This is a genomic window from Cellulophaga baltica, from assembly GCF_900102165.1.
GTDB classification, from domain to species: Bacteria; Bacteroidota; Bacteroidia; order Flavobacteriales; family Flavobacteriaceae; genus Cellulophaga; species Cellulophaga baltica.
Genome location: NZ_FNBD01000003.1, coordinates 129781 through 145955, shown reverse-complemented (window position 1 = coordinate 145955; position 16175 = coordinate 129781). Strand labels below are relative to the sequence as shown.

The following is a 16175-nucleotide window of genomic DNA, read 5'->3' as shown; positions in this document are numbered from 1 at the left end:
AAGCATTAAATGATGCATTTAAACGATTTTCAGCGTTTTCCCTACCTCCGTGAAGGCTGAAATTGCTTTATCTAAGTGATTTTTTGTGTGCGCAGCAGACAATTGAACTCTAATTCTTGCCTTATCTTTGGGTACAACCGGATAAAAGAAGCCTATAACATAGATACCTTTCTCTAATAATAGGTCTGCCATTTGCTGTGATAATTTAGCATCATAGAGCATAACGGGCACAATTGCAGAATCTCCTTCTATAATATCAAAACCTGCAGCTTTCATACCTTTTTTGAAATATAGCGTATTTTCCTCAAGCTTGTCTCTTAAAGAAGTATCTCTTTTTAACATTTCAAACACTTTTATAGAAGCACCTACGATAGCGGGTGCTAATGAGTTTGAAAACAAATAAGGTCTGGAACGTTGGCGCAACATTTCAATAATCTCTTTTTTACCGGTAGTATAACCACCCATAGCACCACCTAGTGCTTTACCAAGTGTACCTGTAATAATATCTATTCTTCCTAAAACACCTTTTTCTTCTAGTGTTCCTCTTCCTGTAGCACCAATGAATCCTGCAGAATGGCATTCATCAATCATAACTAAAGCATCATATTTATCTGCTAAGTCACATATTTTATCTAATGGCGCTAAAACACCATCCATCGAGAACACACCATCGGTAACAATAATTTTAAAACGAGAACCTGCTTCATTTGCCTTTTTTAACTGCTCTTCTAGATCTGCCATATCATTATTAGCATACCTATAGCGCATTGCTTTACATAATCGAACGCCATCAATGATAGAAGCATGGTTTAAAGAATCAGAGATAATAGCATCTTCAGCAGACAGCAAGGGTTCAAAAACACCGCCATTAGCATCAAAGGCTGCGGCATATAATATAGTGTCTTCGGTTTGATAGAAATCTGCTATGGTACTTTCTAAGGTTTTGTGGATGTCTTGTGTTCCACAAATAAAACGAACAGACGACATTCCAAAACCATGACTGTCTAAGGTGTCTTTTGCTGCTTGTACTACTTCTGGATGTGATGATAGACCTAGGTAATTATTAGCGCAAAAATTAATAACTTCTTCTCCGGTGCTAATTCTAATAACGGCATCTTGAGGAGACGTAATTATGCGTTCCTTTTTAAACAAACCAGATTCTTTGATATGCTCTAATTCTTCTGTTAAGTAATTTTTAATATTTCCGTACATGTTTTAATTTTAAATAAATTCAGGAATTATATCTTTATTTATATAAATGATAATTTTTTTATCAATTTGATATCCCATTTCTTCAATGGCATTGGCGTAAGTGTCTACTTGGTCTTTGTAGCTTACGTTTCTTGCGCCTGTTTTATAATCTATAATACTTGCTTTGTTGTTTTTGAAAACCAAACGATCTGGGCGCAAAATTATACCATTTTTTGTGATTATATCGGTTTCATTTTTAACAATGGTATCTTTTGCATAGAATTCTTTTAATTCAGTATGTTCAATTATAGATCTAACCTTTTGTTCTAATAGCGGGACCTCTTCTGAATTTAAAGATCCTTTTTTTACGAGCTTCTCAAAACATTCTGTAATATCATCAACCGTTTCAATTAAGCTCAGTATTTGGTGAATGGTATTCCCTTTAGAAAGTGCGGCTTCTGTAGAAGTATCCCAAAGCATTCCAGATTTGGTAACAATATTAAAACTAGTACGCTCTTTATAGGAATATTGGAATTTGATTACTTCTTGGTCGTTTGTAAGCTGGTCGCTACTGTTATTTTCATCGAGCTGTCCAAATTGATAATGTAATTGCTGATTTTCCCAAATGCCTACTTGTTTTAAATAACTCATAAATAGGCCGGAGTAATAATCGCTTTTAGGGTTTTCTGTTTTCCCTTCGAATTCTTTTTTGGTGAAGACAAACAAACATTTTACGGCTCTGGTTAAGGCTACATACAATACATTAAAGGCGTCTAATTCTAATTTTTCATGTTCTTCATTGTAAATACTTTCGGCCTCCTCGCTATAATTTACAATTTCTTTATTCTTATTAATTAGCATGTCTGTAAAGCCATTAAATTCTTCGGCCGCTACGGGCAACCATGTTTTTGGTTTTAGCTCCTTATATATATGACTATTGGCGTAAGGGAATAAGACTACCTCAAATTCTAATCCTTTAGATTTGTGAACCGTCATGATTTGTACCGCATCCATTTCTAATGGAGCGCTGATACTTAGCATATCTTTTTTCTTTTCCCAGTAATCTAAGAATAAGGTAGCGCTAGCCCCTTGTTTGTACTCTACTTCTAAAACTTCATCTAAGAAATAGGTAATATACGCATCAGATTCATCAACTAGATTAAAGTGCTTTACGGCCTGTTCAAAGCCGTCATAGACGCTAGATTGCTTCAGTATATTGGCATCAAATTGATAGGCTTCTAATAAATGCTTCTCTAATTTATTCAGGTTTTCAGAAATATACTCATGCTTGGGGTAGTTAGAAGTATTTCCTAAATAAGATAAAATGGCATAGGCGGCTTCGTAATCTTCACTATCAACACTAAGCTTGAGAAGGTTAACAAGGAAATTAACTTTTGGATTGTTTTTAAGTAATAAGGTTTCAGAAGATATAATCGGAATCTCATTTGCACTCAAAAAATCAGCTAGAAGTATCCCATGCTTTTTATCACGAACTAAAATACAGATATCTTTAAGAGGGTATTTCTTTTCAGAAAGGGTGGTAATGGTTTGTAGCACTTCATTGCAATACAACTCATCTTCATTTTTATCGTCTTCTTCTATAAATGAAATTTGAATAAAACCTCCTTCTTTATGGTTTACCTTTTGTTTGTTGCCTTCTTCAAAAAGCGATTTGTATACTGCATTGGTAATATTGGCACTAATGGTGGTAAAGAAACTGTTGTTAAAATTGATGACTTCATGATAGCTTCTATAGTTTGCAGGGAGGTTTTCTACATTAGGAAAATATACAAACGGATTTTTAGTTTGATGTACCAAGTTTAAAAATTGCTCTGCTTTACCGCCTCTCCAGCGATAAATAGCCTGCTTAGCATCGCCTACCAATAGTAAAGAACCATTGTTTCCTTTTTCGTCTTGACTTTCTAGGGCATTACCAATTAGAGGTATTAAGTTACTCCACTGCAATTCTGAAGTATCCTGAAACTCATCAATAAAATAATGACGGTATTTTTCTCCAAGGCGTTCATAAATAAAAGGAACGGGTTGGTTTTTTATCTCTTTAGAAATAATGCTATTAAATGTAGCTAGCGGAATTTCATCGCGCTCTAGTTCTAGATTTTTTAATTCTTTCTGTAAAGCATTAAGAACGGTTAGTGGTACAATGTTTTTGTAGGCATTTTTCAGGAAAGCCAGATCAAAGAAATTCTTTTTTATGCTTTGAAAATGAATAGCAAAGGTGGGGTGCAAGTCATCAATGGTTGCTTTTTTGTCTTCTGATAGTGTTTTGGTGTACAATGCAGTGTTTTCAAAATCTTGTTTCCAAGCGGCATTGAAGTTTATGGTTGGTTTTAATTCAGATACATCCATCATAAACTTTGAGAAATAAGAACTTTTAAAATCTTTGATCTCTAAACCATTATCAGTCATTAATTGCAGATTTGTTTTCCCTGCAAGCTGTATGTTGTCTTCTGCTTTTTTAATTTTCGCTTTTAATAAAGTTTTTAAGGTATTAAAATCTTCAATATTTTTTTGACCGATAACTTCTAGCGCATCCTCATATTTTTCTTTAAAGAGAAGCTCTCTTCCCATGTCAAAGATATCTCTTGAAATATCCCAACTTTTATCTTCGTTTGCTTTTTCTAAGGCAAATGCAATAAGAACTTTCGTAAGTTCTGGTGCTGTACCTGCTTTATTTACAAGGCGATCTACTGCTTCACTTAAAAGTAAATTAGTGTCTAGGATAACTTCAAAATTCTGAGGGAGTTTTAAATCTTTGGCGAAGGTTCTAATTAACCTATGCGTAAATTTATCAATAGTAGAAACATCAAAAAAAGCATAGTTATGTAAAATTTCTTTTAATCTAGTCTTAGATCTTTTTTGCAGCGTTTCTGTGTCTACGTGTAGTTCTTTTACAAGATCTTTGAACATGGAAGGGGCGTCCTCAGCGTTTTTAACTTTGCCAAAGTCATATAAGCTATCAATAATGCGCTCCTTCATTTCAGCTACCGCTTTATTGGTAAAGGTAATGGCTAAAATTTCTCTGTAATTTGCAGATGTTGCACTAGAGAGAATAATTTTCAGGTATGATTTGGTAAGCGTGTATGTCTTTCCAGACCCTGCTGAGGCATTATAAATATTATACGATGTGTTTTCCACCTGCTTTTTACTTGCAAATTACGTAATCTTATACAGTTCTTAACAAATTATTAGTGGAATTAGTTTCTTAAAACCTTAACTTTGTTAGACAACATTTTATTAACTTAAATACAATTATATTATGGCCTTTGATTTACCAAAATTACCATATGCATATGATGCACTAGAACCAAATATTGATGCTAGAACTATGGAAATTCACCATACTAAACATCACAATGGATATACAAACAATTTAAATAACGCTATTGCAGGAACAGATTTAGAAGGAAAATCTATTGAAGCTATTCTTGATACTTTAGATATGGACAATGCTGCCGTAAGAAATAACGGTGGTGGTTTTTACAACCATTCTCTTTTCTGGGAAGTAATGTCTCCAAATGGTGGTGGGGAGCCAACAGGTGAATTAGCGACTGCTATTGATGCAGCTTACGGTTCATTAGAAGCTTTCAAAGATGCATTTTCTAAAGCAGCAGCTACAAGATTTGGATCTGGTTGGGCATGGTTATGTGTTCATAAAGGTGGTAAAGTAGAAGTTTGTTCTACACCAAACCAAGATAACCCATTAATGCCTGGTGTAGGTTGTGGGGGTTTTCCAATCTTAGGTTTAGATGTTTGGGAGCATGCTTACTACTTAAACTACCAAAATAGAAGACCAGATTATATTAATGCGTTCTTTAACGTAATTAACTGGAATAAAGTTTCTGAGTTATATGCTGCTAATAAGTAGTCTATAGTAAGAACAATTTTCTTATATATAAAGCCCACTAGTTAATTCTGGTGGGTTTTTTCGTTTATAAAAACAGAAAAGGATGGAGAAGTCTCCATCCTTTTCATCCCAAATCTTACCATAAACTTAACCTACTTATGCTATGGCAATGCTAAGTTACTGGTATTGTGAGAAATATCAAAAGATATAGAGATAATTTATAGTACTAATGCTATAAATTTTATAAAAAAGAATCGATTAAAGGCTATTTTTTGGGTTAAAGTGCTGAGTATCAGAAATGAAAAAGGCGGAATATTATTCCGCCTTTTTCCCCCAAATCTTACCATGAACTTAACCTACTTATGCTATGGTCCTACAAATGTAGTTTGAGATAGTATATTTAGACGAAAGTTTTAGATGAACGCCGTTTATCCAAGTTGAAATACTCTTTTTGGCTTTTTGAAAGGGATTATGGTATTTTTTTTATGAAGAATAGTGTAAATACAAAAAGGTGAAGTCAGACTCCACCTTTTTTCCCCAAATCTTACCATGAACTTAACCTACTTATGCTATGGTTCTCCAAAGGTATGTTAATGAGTATGTTGTGCATCAAAGTTTTAGATGAACGCTCGGATATAAAAGTCAAAAGGTAAAACAGCAGTGTATTTGGTAGTCTTGAAGTATGCTGTATTGCAATTAGAAAAGTATAAAAATAAAAAAGGCGGAGTTAGACTCCACCTTTTTCCCCAAATCTTACCATAAACTTAACCTACTTATGCTATGGCAATCTAAAATTACTCTTGCCACTCGTTGAAACGACTAATTTTACGTCAATCGGTCAATATTATCGATGAAATACACTATTCGTTGCATTTCATCGATAGCTGTAGGTTAATATGCGCGTTCGTTTTTTCCTTCGTAGAAATTTATAAATGCTCTATTTACTACTCTGTTCCCTCCAGGTGTAGGATATTCTCCTGTAAAATACCAGTCTCCCAGGTTTTGCGGACAAGCTTGATGTAGGTTAGATATCGTTTGATAAATAATCTGTACCTCTGCATTTATCTCAGGAGAACTTAACAAGATGCCTATTTTGTCAGATATCTCTGTTGCTGTAAAAGGCAAGTAAAATTCTTTTACATAATTGATCACGTCTTTATCATGTGAATTTACTTGCAATAGGCATTTCTGATAAATATCATCAACAATATGCATGGTATTTCTATCCTTATGCAATTCTAATGCCGCTCTAAAAGCAATAAAGTCTTCTAGCTTTGCCATATCAATACCATAACAATCAGGGTATCTAATTTGTGGAGCAGAAGATACTACTACAATTTTCTTAGGATGTAACCTGTCTAATATTTTAAGGATACTTTTCTTTAAGGTAGTACCTCTAACAATACTATCGTCTATTATGACTAAGTTGTCTCCTTTTTTTACAGAACCGTAAGAGATGTCGTATACATGCGCAACCAAGTCATCTCTACCACTATCTTGTGCGATAAAGGTTCTAAGCTTAGCATCTTTAATTGCTACTTTTTCAATTCTTGGTCTTACATCTAAAATCTCATGCAATTCCTCTTTGGTAATCTTTGAACCAATAGAAAGAATTTGTTCTTCTTTCTTTTTGTTCATGTAATTTTGAGCTTCCTTCACCATTCCGTAGAATGAGGTTTCTGCTGTATTAGGAATATAAGAGAATACGGTGTTCTTTATATCTTCATCTATACACTCAAGTATTTGTGGGAAGATGAGTTTACCCAATTCTTTACGTTCTTGGTAGATTTCTTTGTCGCTACCTCTAGAGAAATAAATACGCTCAAAAGAACAAGCTTTGCGTTCTGTTGGCTCTAGAATTTCTTTAATGATAGTTTTGCCATTCTTTTTCACAAGAATTGCATGTCCAGGATCTAGTTCTTTTATATCTTCAAATTGTATATTGAAAACGGTTTGTATTGCGGGCCTTTCTGATGCAACAACAACAACTTCATCATCTTTATAATAATACGCAGGTCTAATTCCTGCAGGGTCACGTAATACAAAAGCATCACCATGACCTAATAAGCCTGCCATAGTATAACCACCATCCCAGTTTTTTGCTGCTCTACGTAAAATTTTAGCCACATTTAAGCGCTCTGCAATTAAGGGAGAAGCTTCTTGTTTGTTAAAACCTTCTTTTTTAATTTCTTTGTAAAGCTTAGCGACAGCATCATCTAAAAAGTGACCGATTTTTTCCATAACGGTAACCGTATCTGCCATTTCTTTTGGGTGCTGGCCAATTTGAATTAAATTATCAAAAAGCTCATCAACATTGGTCATGTTAAAGTTCCCTGCAACAATAAGGTTACGGTGCATCCAATTGTTTTGTCTTAAAAAGGGGTGTACACTCTCAATACTGTTCTTTCCAAACGTACCATAACGTACATGTCCTAATAGAACCTCGCCAATGTATGGAATGTGTTTTTTCTGAAGAGCAACATTGTTCTCATACTCAGGATTTTCTTTAATAGCAGAGTTTACTCTATCATTAATTTGGGCAAAGATATCTTGGATAGGTTGCTGCGCAATAGAACGTACTCTACTCATGTAGCGTTCACCAGCCTTCATATCTAATTTAATACTTGCAAAACCAGCACCGTCTTGACCTCGATTATGCTGCTTTTCCATCATAAGGTACATCTTGTTTACACCGTAAAAAGCGGTACCGTATTTCTCTTGATAATATTCTAGCGGCTTTAACAAACGTATTAAAGAAATTCCGCATTCGTGTTTAATGGCATCACTCATTTTCTTCTCGAGATATATTAAAAAAGCCCTGAAAAGACAGGGCGTAGGTTTTTTTATTGTAATTCAATATCAAATTGACTTAACTCTTTGAACTGATGTAATCTTTTATTAGTTTCTTCTTTTGATAATTTCTTCATGCGTTCGGTGCCAAACTTCTCTACGCAGAACGACGCTAAATTTGAACCTTGTATAATAGCGTTTTTCATATTGTTAAAGGAGATGTTTTGTGTCTGTGCTAAATACCCAGAAAAACCACCTGCAAAAGTATCACCGGCACCAGTAGGGTCAAAAACTTCTTCTAAAGGAAGCGCAGGAGCAAAGAATACTTTGGTCTCATGGAAAAGTAATGCGCCATGTTCTCCTTTTTTAATAACTACATATTTTGGTCCCATTTTTTCAATTTTAGCAGCTGCCTTTACTAAAGAGTACTCTCCAGTTAATTGGCGTGCTTCTTCATCATTAATGGTAATTACATCAATATGCTTTATAACCTCTAATAATTCAGGTAAGCTATTGTCCATCCAAAAATTCATAGTATCTAGTACTATTAATTTTGGTTTTTGTTCTAATTGATTAATTACACTTAATTGGACGCTAGGATGTAAATTTCCTAACATAACAACATCGGCATCTTTAAAACCATTAGGTACTACAGGATTAAAATCTGCTAATACATTAAGCTCTGTGGCTAAAGTATCTCTAGTATTTAAATCGTTGTGATATTTACCTTTCCAGTAAAAAGTTTTTCCTCCTTTTACAATTTCTAACCCAGAAAGATCAATATTTTTCTCTTTCAAAAGTGTTAAGTATTCTTCTGGCATATCATCGCCAATAATAGAAACAATGGCTGATTCTACATTAAATTGAGATGCCGCTAAGCCAATATACGTTGCAGCCCCTCCTAATATTTTATCAGTTTTTCCGAAAGGTGTTTCAATAGCATCAAAAGCAACCGTTCCAACAATTAATAATTTACCCATTATGGTCTGTAATTTTGTGCAAATATAAGGGTAACTTTTGAGGTATGTAAGGGAGTTTTAAAAAAGTATGAACAGTTTAACTAAGTTGTTTCACTTCTATAAACGCGCAGGGCTTACCGTTGTTTTAAAGACCGTTTATTTTCTTATGTTCTTTAGGCTTAGTGACCTGCGTTTCTTTAAAAAGCATTATTTTTAGAAATCAATTTTTTACTTACCAAATTATGAAGGCTGTACATTATCTTCTTTTAATTCCGTTTTTAGTAGTAACCGCTATTTCTGCACAGGGAAGAAAAATTCCCGTAGATACGATTATTACAACAAAAAGTAAAGCAACCATTAACGGTACTTTAATTAATTATACGGTACAAGCAGGCATGCAACCTGTTTGGGACGAAAAGGGAGAGCCAATCGCAAGCTTACAGTATACTTATTATACAAGAGACAATGTAAAGGATAGCGCTTCAAGACCGCTACTTATTTCCTTTAATGGTGGGCCTGGTTCTGCATCGGTCTGGATGCATTTGGCGTATACAGGTCCTAGAATATTGAAGATTGATGATGAAGGGTATCCCGTGCAACCTTATGGTGTAAATGAAAATCCATATTCTGTTTTGGATGAAACAGATATTGTATACGTAAACCCTGTAAATACGGGCTACAGTAGAACTATTCCTGAAACAGGAAAAGAGGTAGATCGTAAAAAGTTTTTTGGGATTAATGCTGATATAAAATATTTGGCAGAATGGTTAAATACATTTGTAACCAGAAATAATCGGTGGCGTTCTCCAAAGTATATAATAGGAGAAAGTTATGGAGGCACACGAGTTATGGGCTTGTCTCTTGCCTTGCAAAATCAGCAATGGATGTATTTAAACGGTGTTATCATGGTTTCACCAGCAGACTATAAGGTTTTAAGGGAAGATGGTCCTGTTTCAGGAGCGCTTAATTTACCGTACTACACGGCGGCGGCATGGCATCATCAAGCATTGCCGGCAGCATTACAGCAGAAAGATTTGAATGATATTTTGCCAGAAGTCGAGGCGTATACTATAAATAGTGTGTTGCCTGCAATAGCTAAGGGTGGTTTTATTTCTGAAACCGAAAGAAATACTGTGGCAGAGAAAATGGCATATTACGCTGGTTTGACTAAAAAAGAAATACTGGATCAAAACCTGGTAGTGCCTACAAGCTATTTTTGGAAAAATTTATTAAAAGATAAAAGTGGTTATACGGTAGGAAGATTAGATAGTAGGTATTTAGGTGTAGATAGGCAGATTTCTGGAGACAAACCAGATTATAATGCAGAACTTACCTCATGGTTGCACAGTTTTACACCGGCAATTAATTATTATTTACAGGAAGAGTTAAATTTCAAGACAGATATTAAATACAATATGTTTGGCCCAGTGCACCCTTGGGATGATAGTGATGACCATACTCGTGATGATTTAAGACAAGCAATGGCGCAAAACCCGTATTTAAATGTGTTGGTGCAAAGTGGGTATTATGATGGGGCTACTACCTATTTTAACGCAAAATATACCATGTGGCAAGTAGATCCTAGTGGGCGTATGAAAGATCGTTTTGAATTTAAAGGCTACCGCAGTGGGCATATGATGTATTTGCGTAAAGAAGATTTAAAAAATGCTAATGATGATATTCGCGCTTTTATACGTAAAACTCAGGCTAGTGGTAAAAGCGCAAAATATTAACTAGGATTAAAGCCTGAATCTTCTTTAAGGTTTCGTTCTTTTGATGCAGCAACAGCAAGAGCATCGCATCGTTCATTTTGTCTGTGATTGTTATGACCTTTGATCCATTGAAAAGAAACGTGCTGTTTTCTATATTCCACAAGGAAAAGCTTCCAGAGGTCTGGGTTTTTTTTACCCTTAAAATTCGTTTTTTCCCATTTTACATACCATTTCTTCTCTACAGTATCTACCACATATTTAGAATCTGTGAAGACTTTTACATAGGTGCCTTCGTTTTTAAGTTTTTTTAAAGCTTCAATTACAGCAAGAAGTTCCATTCTATTATTAGTAGTATGTTTAAAACCTTCTGAGAATTCTTTTTTGTAGGGTTTTCCTACCCATTCCATGACAATACCATATCCACCAGGACCGGGATTTCCTCTTGCAGCTCCATCAGTATAAATATGTACTTGTATGTTATCCATGTAATATTTGGTCTATAACTTTAGGAAAGTGTTTGTATTCTAATTCGTGTATTTTTTTAGCGATATCATCAGCGCTATCTTTAGGTGCAATTTGGGTTTTTTCTTGCCTTATTATGGCGCCTTCATCGTAATTTTCGTTCACAAAGTGGATTGTGATACCTGTTTCTAGTTCATTATTGGCTTTTACAGCATTATGAACATTCATTCCATACATTCCCTTTCCTCCGTATTTTGGCAACAGAGCTGGATGAATATTTACAATCTTATTTGGGAAGCTCTGCACGAGTTTTTCAGGGATTTTCCAGAGGAATCCTGCCAATACAATTAGATCTGGTTTCATTCCCTTCAAAATGTCTAATAGGCAATCAGTATCATAAAATGAGGTTCTGTTGAAGTGTAAGGCGCTTATTTTCAGCATTTTACATCTATCTAAAACTTTGGCATCGCTTTTGTTAGTAAATACAGCGGCGATAGTAACCTCAGAATTATCTTGAAAATAATGTACTATGTTTTCAACATTAGATCCAGAACCAGAAGCAAAAAGAACAATACGTTTCATAGGGTGTTTTGGGGTTATTGAAGGAGAAAAATTTAAGGCTAAAATAACACTCTTGTAATTAATTTGGTTAAAATCTGATACATTTTAACGACAAATAGTGTTATTAATCCAAAGTTTTTTATTTTTGCCACCAGTTAAATTTTTAAAACAAGAATAATTATGTCAGATATTGCATCAAGAGTTAAAGCTATCATCGTTGATAAATTAGGAGTTGATGAGAACGAAGTTGTTGCTGAAGCAAGCTTTACAAACGACTTAGGAGCAGATTCATTGGATACTGTTGAGTTAATCATGGAATTCGAAAAAGAATTTGATATCCAAATTCCAGATGATCAAGCAGAGAATATTGCTACTGTTGGTCAAGCTATAAGTTATATAGAAGAAGCAAAGTAATTTTATGATATCTTAATTAAGATTATAAAATATCCATGTGGTAATTACTCCGCATGGATATTTTTTTTAATTTACACCTACTTTTGATAAAGTTGTTTACTTAAATAAAATGAAATCAATGCAGTTAAAGCGAGTTGTAGTTACAGGAATTGGGGCATTAACCCCAATTGGTAATACTATTGAAGAGTATTGGGATGGTTTGGTGAATGGTAAAAGCGGTTCGGCTCCAATAACCTATTATGATAGTGAGAAATTCAAGACCAAATTTGCTTGCGAGCTAAAAAACTTCAATGTTGAAGATTTTTTCGATCGAAAAGAAGCAAGGAAATTAGACCGGTTTGCACAGTACGCAATAGTGTCTTCAGATGAAGCAATTAAAGACAGTGGTATCGATTTTGATACGGTTGATAAATTTAGAGTTGGTGTCATTTGGGGAGCTGGGATAGGAGGTTTAGAAACTTTTCAAAATGAAGTTCTAAATTTTGCTGCAGGTGATGGTACCCCAAGATTTAATCCGTTCTTTATTCCTAAGATGATTGCAGATATTGCTCCAGGCAATATTTCTATCAGACATGGTTTTATGGGGCCTAATTATACCACAGTTTCTGCATGTGCATCATCTGCAAATGCAATTATTGATGCGTTGAACACCATTAGATTAGGACATTGTGATGTGGTGGTTACAGGTGGTAGTGAAGCTGCGGTAACCATAGCAGGTATGGGTGGTTTTGGTGCAATGCACGCATTATCTACCAGAAACGAAGAAATGGAAACAGCTTCTAGGCCTTTTGACGCTACTAGAGATGGTTTTGTGCTTGGAGAAGGTGCAGGAGCATTAATTCTAGAAGAATACGAACATGCCGTAGCTAGAGGTGCAAAAATCTACGCAGAGGTTGCTGGTGGTGGTCTTTCAAGTGATGCTTATCATATGACGGCTCCACATCCAGACGGTATTGGTGTTGTGCGCGTGATGCAGAACTGTTTAAAAGATGCAGGTCTTAATCCAGAAGATGTAGATGCTATAAATACGCATGGTACTTCTACGCCACTTGGTGATGTAGCAGAATTAAAAGCGATATCTAAGGTGTTTGGAGAGCATGCTCATAAAATAAATATCAACTCAACAAAGTCTATGACGGGGCATTTGTTAGGAGCAGCAGGAGCTATAGAAGCCATTGCAGCTATTTTGTCTATGGAGCACGGAATTGTTCCTCCAACAATTAATCATACACATATTGATGAGAACATTGATCCTAAATTAAACTTAACGTTAAATAAGGCTCAAAAAAGAGATGTGAAAGTTGCTTTAAGTAATACTTTTGGTTTTGGTGGACACAATGCATGTGTTATCTTTAAAAAAATAAGTTAAGCTACCAATGAATTTTCCCTCAAATATATTTAATTCCCATTCTAAAGAGGATGGGGATTTTTTTTTAGGGATGACCCGAATTTTAGGTTTTAAACCTAGAAAACTGGCTGTTTATAAGAAAGCATTTTTACATAGATCTGCGAATATTAAGGATGAAGATGGTATGCCTATGAATTATGAGCGCCTTGAGTTTTTAGGCGATTCTATGTTAGGAACCATCATCTCTAAATATTTGTATAGCGAAGTTCCAACAGGTGATGAAGGATACTTGACGAAAATGCGCTCTAAAATTGTAAGTAGAGAGCATTTAAATGAATTAGGGAAAGACTTAAACTTAATTCATTTTGTAGAAAGTAGAATCCCTAAATCACATTTTGGCGATAATATTCACGGCAATGTCTTTGAAGCATTAGTGGGGGCTATTTACTTAGATCGTGGTTATAAATACTGCGAGAAATTTATTAGTAAGAGGGTAATTGATCCCTACGTTGATATAGAGCAACTAGAAGGTAAAGTGATCAGTTATAAGAGTCTTTTGATAGAATGGTGCCAAAAGCAAAAAAAATCTTTCTACTATGATATTTATGAGGACACTGGCAATGATGCGGTAAAGCATTTTGCAGTAAAACTCCATATCAATAAAAAAATAATTTCAAAAGCCAGAGCAACTTCAAAAAAGAAGGCGGAAGAAATTGCTTCTAAAAGAGCTTATTATGCGTTACAAAATAAAATAGATAAAGAATAGTGTTATTTTTTTGAATCTATAACGTTTTCGCAACTTTTCACACTTTAAAAAAGTGTCATCTACTAGTATTAGAGGAGTAGAAATCATATATTTACAACTTGATTTTTTTTACTAGGCTATGGTCGCAATGCATAAAATGTCGCTGGATTTTCACGAAGATTCTTTCGCTTTGATTGCTTTGCATTGTAATATAGAGGACTTTAAACTAGCCTACACCATAAATAAATTTCTTAAATGTGGTTTTAAAAGGCGAAAAGATAATTTAGTTTTTTCTGATACTATTTCACTTCCAGTTTTTGAATGGAAGGATACCATAAATGACCGCTATTGGATGCTGATATCAAACGGTGGACAATCTGAAGAAAGTAACGATAATACAGGGTTATTTAATGACATGCCTTCTATTAAGAAACAACATTTAATTCCGGAATATAAAAACGTTGATTATTTTATAAAGTTAGAGCAAGAAGATTTAGACGCAGAAACTGCAATTTTAAAATCGATATTGGCTATACCTAAAATAATTACTGCTTATACGATAAACACAGATACCTTAAAATCTAAAAATAATTTAATATTTTAAATAATGCCAACTAAAAAAAAGACAAAGATTGTTGCTACACTAGGGCCTGCTACAAGTAAGAAAGAAGTTCTAAGAGATATGATTAATGCTGGAGTAGATGTCTTTAGGATTAATTTTTCTCACGCAGATTACGAAGATGTTGCAGAGCGTATTAAAATGATCCGTGAGCTTAATGATGAGTTAGGATTGAACGTCTCTATATTAGGAGATTTACAAGGTCCTAAGTTAAGAGTGGGCGTAATGGCAGGAGAAGTTGTTGTTGCTCCTGGTGATGAAATTACTTTCGTTACAGGAAAACCTTTTGAAGGTACAGCAGAACGCGTTTACATGAATTATACGTCTTTCCCTAAAGATGTAAATGTTGGCGAGAAGATTCTTTTAGATGATGGAAAGTTGATGTTTGAAGTGCTTTCTACCAATAAAGAGAATGAAGTTAAGGCAAAAGTTATTCAAGGAGGTCCTTTAAAATCTAAAAAAGGAGTAAACTTACCAAACACAAACATATCATTACCTGCATTAACAGAGAAAGATATTAAAGACGCCATCTTTGCTATTTCACAAAAAGTAGATTGGATTGCATTATCATTTGTTCGTTTTAGTCAAGATTTAATTGATCTTCAAAATCTTATTAAAGAGCACACAGATGAGAAAATTCCAATTATTGCTAAAATAGAAAAGCCAGAAGCGGTAGAGAATATTGATAAAATTGTAGCTTATTGTGATGGTTTAATGGTTGCTCGTGGAGATTTAGGTGTAGAAGTTCCTGCACAAGAAGTTCCATTAATTCAAAAGCAATTAGTATTACGTGCTAAGAGAGCTAGAATTCCTGTAATTATTGCCACTCAAATGATGGAAACAATGATTACAAGTTTAACACCAACAAGAGCAGAAGTGAATGATGTTGCTAACTCTGTAATGGATGGTGCTGATGCTGTAATGTTATCGGGAGAAACTTCTGTAGGTAATTACCCAGTTCAGGTTATTGAAAAAATGTCTAGCATTTTAGAGACAGTAGAAAATTCTAGCTTAATAAAAGTGCCACATGAAGCACCACATGTAAGAACAAAAAGATTTATTACAAAATCTGTTTGTTACCATGCAGCATTAATGGCTAACGATATTAAAGCAAAAGCAATATCTACTTTAACAAATAGTGGGTATACAGCTTTTCAAATTTCTGCTTGGAGACCTAGCGCTCATATTTTAGTATTTACCTCTAACAGAAGAATATTAACACAGCTAAATTTATTGTGGGGTGTAAAAGCATTCTACTATGATAAATATGTTACTACTGATGAAACTATCGAGGATGTAAACAAAATGGCTTGCGAAAAAGGATTCCTAGAAGTAGGAGATATGTTAGTGAGTCTTGCGGCAATGCCTATGAAAGATAAAGGTATGGTGAATACCTTAAGAGTAACAGAAATAGAAGCTTTACATATGCAAGCTTAAATAGTACACTACCTAAAAGCCTCAATCTTAGAAATTAAGATTGAGGCTTTTTGATTTTCACCTCTTTTTTTA

Annotated in this window: 13 protein-coding genes; 7 read left to right on the top strand and 6 right to left on the bottom strand. The window is 34.5% G+C overall.

The window, feature by feature from the left end:
- Window positions 1-18 precede the first annotated feature (18 nt).
- A complete protein-coding gene (kbl, locus tag BLQ19_RS06305; protein ID WP_074537771.1) occupies window positions 19-1212 on the bottom strand; it encodes a glycine C-acetyltransferase in 1194 nt (397 codons plus the stop codon).
- 9 nt (window positions 1213-1221) lie between these two features.
- Window positions 1222-4347: a UvrD-helicase domain-containing protein gene (locus BLQ19_RS06300; protein WP_074537770.1), complete on the bottom strand. Its 3126-nt coding sequence runs from the start codon at window positions 4345-4347 to the stop codon at window positions 1222-1224.
- A 121-nt stretch (window positions 4348-4468) separates the two neighbouring features.
- Here BLQ19_RS06300 and BLQ19_RS06295 point away from each other — a divergent pair, with 121 nt between their 5' ends.
- A complete protein-coding gene (locus BLQ19_RS06295; RefSeq protein WP_024482554.1) occupies window positions 4469-5077 on the top strand; it encodes a superoxide dismutase in 609 nt (202 codons plus the stop codon).
- Between the two features lie 870 nt (window positions 5078-5947).
- Here the strand turns inward: BLQ19_RS06295 and BLQ19_RS06290 are convergent.
- Window positions 5948-7846 (bottom strand): amidophosphoribosyltransferase, encoded by a 1899-nt coding sequence (locus BLQ19_RS06290; protein ID WP_074537769.1) that lies wholly within the window; start codon window positions 7844-7846, stop codon window positions 5948-5950.
- Between the two features lie 53 nt (window positions 7847-7899).
- Window positions 7900-8826, bottom strand: coding sequence for a PfkB family carbohydrate kinase (locus tag BLQ19_RS06285; RefSeq protein WP_025616434.1), 927 nt, complete (start codon window positions 8824-8826; stop codon window positions 7900-7902).
- 221 nt (window positions 8827-9047) lie between these two features.
- On the opposite strand from BLQ19_RS06285, the gene BLQ19_RS06280 reads away from it, so the two are divergent.
- On the top strand, window positions 9048-10538 hold the full coding sequence (locus BLQ19_RS06280) for a S10 family peptidase (protein ID WP_074537768.1): 1491 nt from the start codon (window positions 9048-9050) through the stop codon (window positions 10536-10538).
- On the opposite strand, the gene rnhA is transcribed toward BLQ19_RS06280, so the two are convergent.
- Both rnhA and purN read right to left on the bottom strand, forming a co-directional pair.
- Window positions 10535-11002 carry a ribonuclease HI gene (gene rnhA, locus BLQ19_RS06275; RefSeq protein WP_025616436.1) on the bottom strand — a complete coding sequence of 156 codons (468 nt, stop codon included), beginning with the start codon at window positions 11000-11002 and terminating at the stop codon, window positions 10535-10537. The two genes, BLQ19_RS06280 and rnhA, sit on opposite strands and share 4 nt — an antisense overlap.
- Window positions 10995-11561, bottom strand: coding sequence for a phosphoribosylglycinamide formyltransferase (gene purN, locus BLQ19_RS06270; RefSeq protein WP_074537767.1), 567 nt, complete (start codon window positions 11559-11561; stop codon window positions 10995-10997). The genes rnhA and purN overlap by 8 nt, the downstream gene beginning before the upstream one ends.
- 159 nt (window positions 11562-11720) lie before the next feature.
- Between purN and BLQ19_RS06265 the strand changes: the two genes are divergently transcribed.
- The 5 genes from BLQ19_RS06265 (at window position 11721) to pyk (ending at window position 16103) form a co-directional block, all read left to right on the top strand.
- A complete protein-coding gene (locus tag BLQ19_RS06265; protein WP_009778413.1) occupies window positions 11721-11954 on the top strand; it encodes an acyl carrier protein in 234 nt (77 codons plus the stop codon).
- 118 nt (window positions 11955-12072) lie between these two features.
- Window positions 12073-13323, top strand: a complete 1251-nt coding sequence (fabF, locus tag BLQ19_RS06260; RefSeq protein WP_074537947.1) for a beta-ketoacyl-ACP synthase II — start codon at window positions 12073-12075, stop codon at window positions 13321-13323.
- Window positions 13324-13330: 7 nt separating this feature from the next.
- The gene (gene rnc, locus BLQ19_RS06255; RefSeq protein WP_024482561.1) at window positions 13331-14068 is read left to right on the top strand and encodes a ribonuclease III; all 738 of its coding nucleotides are present in this window, start codon (window positions 13331-13333) and stop codon (window positions 14066-14068) included.
- A 136-nt stretch (window positions 14069-14204) separates the two neighbouring features.
- Window positions 14205-14651, top strand: coding sequence for an IPExxxVDY family protein (locus BLQ19_RS06250; protein WP_254788256.1), 447 nt, complete (start codon window positions 14205-14207; stop codon window positions 14649-14651).
- A 3-nt stretch (window positions 14652-14654) separates the two neighbouring features.
- Complete coding sequence (pyk, locus tag BLQ19_RS06245) at window positions 14655-16103, top strand: pyruvate kinase (RefSeq protein WP_024482563.1); 1449 nt, start codon at window positions 14655-14657, stop codon at window positions 16101-16103.
- Window positions 16104-16175 lie beyond the last annotated feature (72 nt).

Coding starts and splice junctions, on each gene's coding strand:
- BLQ19_RS06250 (WP_254788256.1), top strand. CDS start 14,205: ATGTCGCTGGATTTTCACGAAGATTCTTTCGCTTTGATTGCTTTGCAT.
- pyk (WP_024482563.1), top strand. CDS start 14,655: ATGCCAACTAAAAAAAAGACAAAGATTGTTGCTACACTAGGGCCTGCT.
- BLQ19_RS06290 (WP_074537769.1), bottom strand. CDS start 7,846: ATGAGTGATGCCATTAAACACGAATGCGGAATTTCTTTAATACGTTTG.
- purN (WP_074537767.1), bottom strand. CDS start 11,561: ATGAAACGTATTGTTCTTTTTGCTTCTGGTTCTGGATCTAATGTTGAA.
- BLQ19_RS06280 (WP_074537768.1), top strand. CDS start 9,048: ATGAAGGCTGTACATTATCTTCTTTTAATTCCGTTTTTAGTAGTAACC.
- fabF (WP_074537947.1), top strand. CDS start 12,073: ATGCAGTTAAAGCGAGTTGTAGTTACAGGAATTGGGGCATTAACCCCA.
- rnc (WP_024482561.1), top strand. CDS start 13,331: ATGAATTTTCCCTCAAATATATTTAATTCCCATTCTAAAGAGGATGGG.
- rnhA (WP_025616436.1), bottom strand. CDS start 11,002: ATGGATAACATACAAGTACATATTTATACTGATGGAGCTGCAAGAGGA.
- BLQ19_RS06295 (WP_024482554.1), top strand. CDS start 4,469: ATGGCCTTTGATTTACCAAAATTACCATATGCATATGATGCACTAGAA.
- kbl (WP_074537771.1), bottom strand. CDS start 1,212: ATGTACGGAAATATTAAAAATTACTTAACAGAAGAATTAGAGCATATC.
- BLQ19_RS06285 (WP_025616434.1), bottom strand. CDS start 8,826: ATGGGTAAATTATTAATTGTTGGAACGGTTGCTTTTGATGCTATTGAA.
- BLQ19_RS06265 (WP_009778413.1), top strand. CDS start 11,721: ATGTCAGATATTGCATCAAGAGTTAAAGCTATCATCGTTGATAAATTA.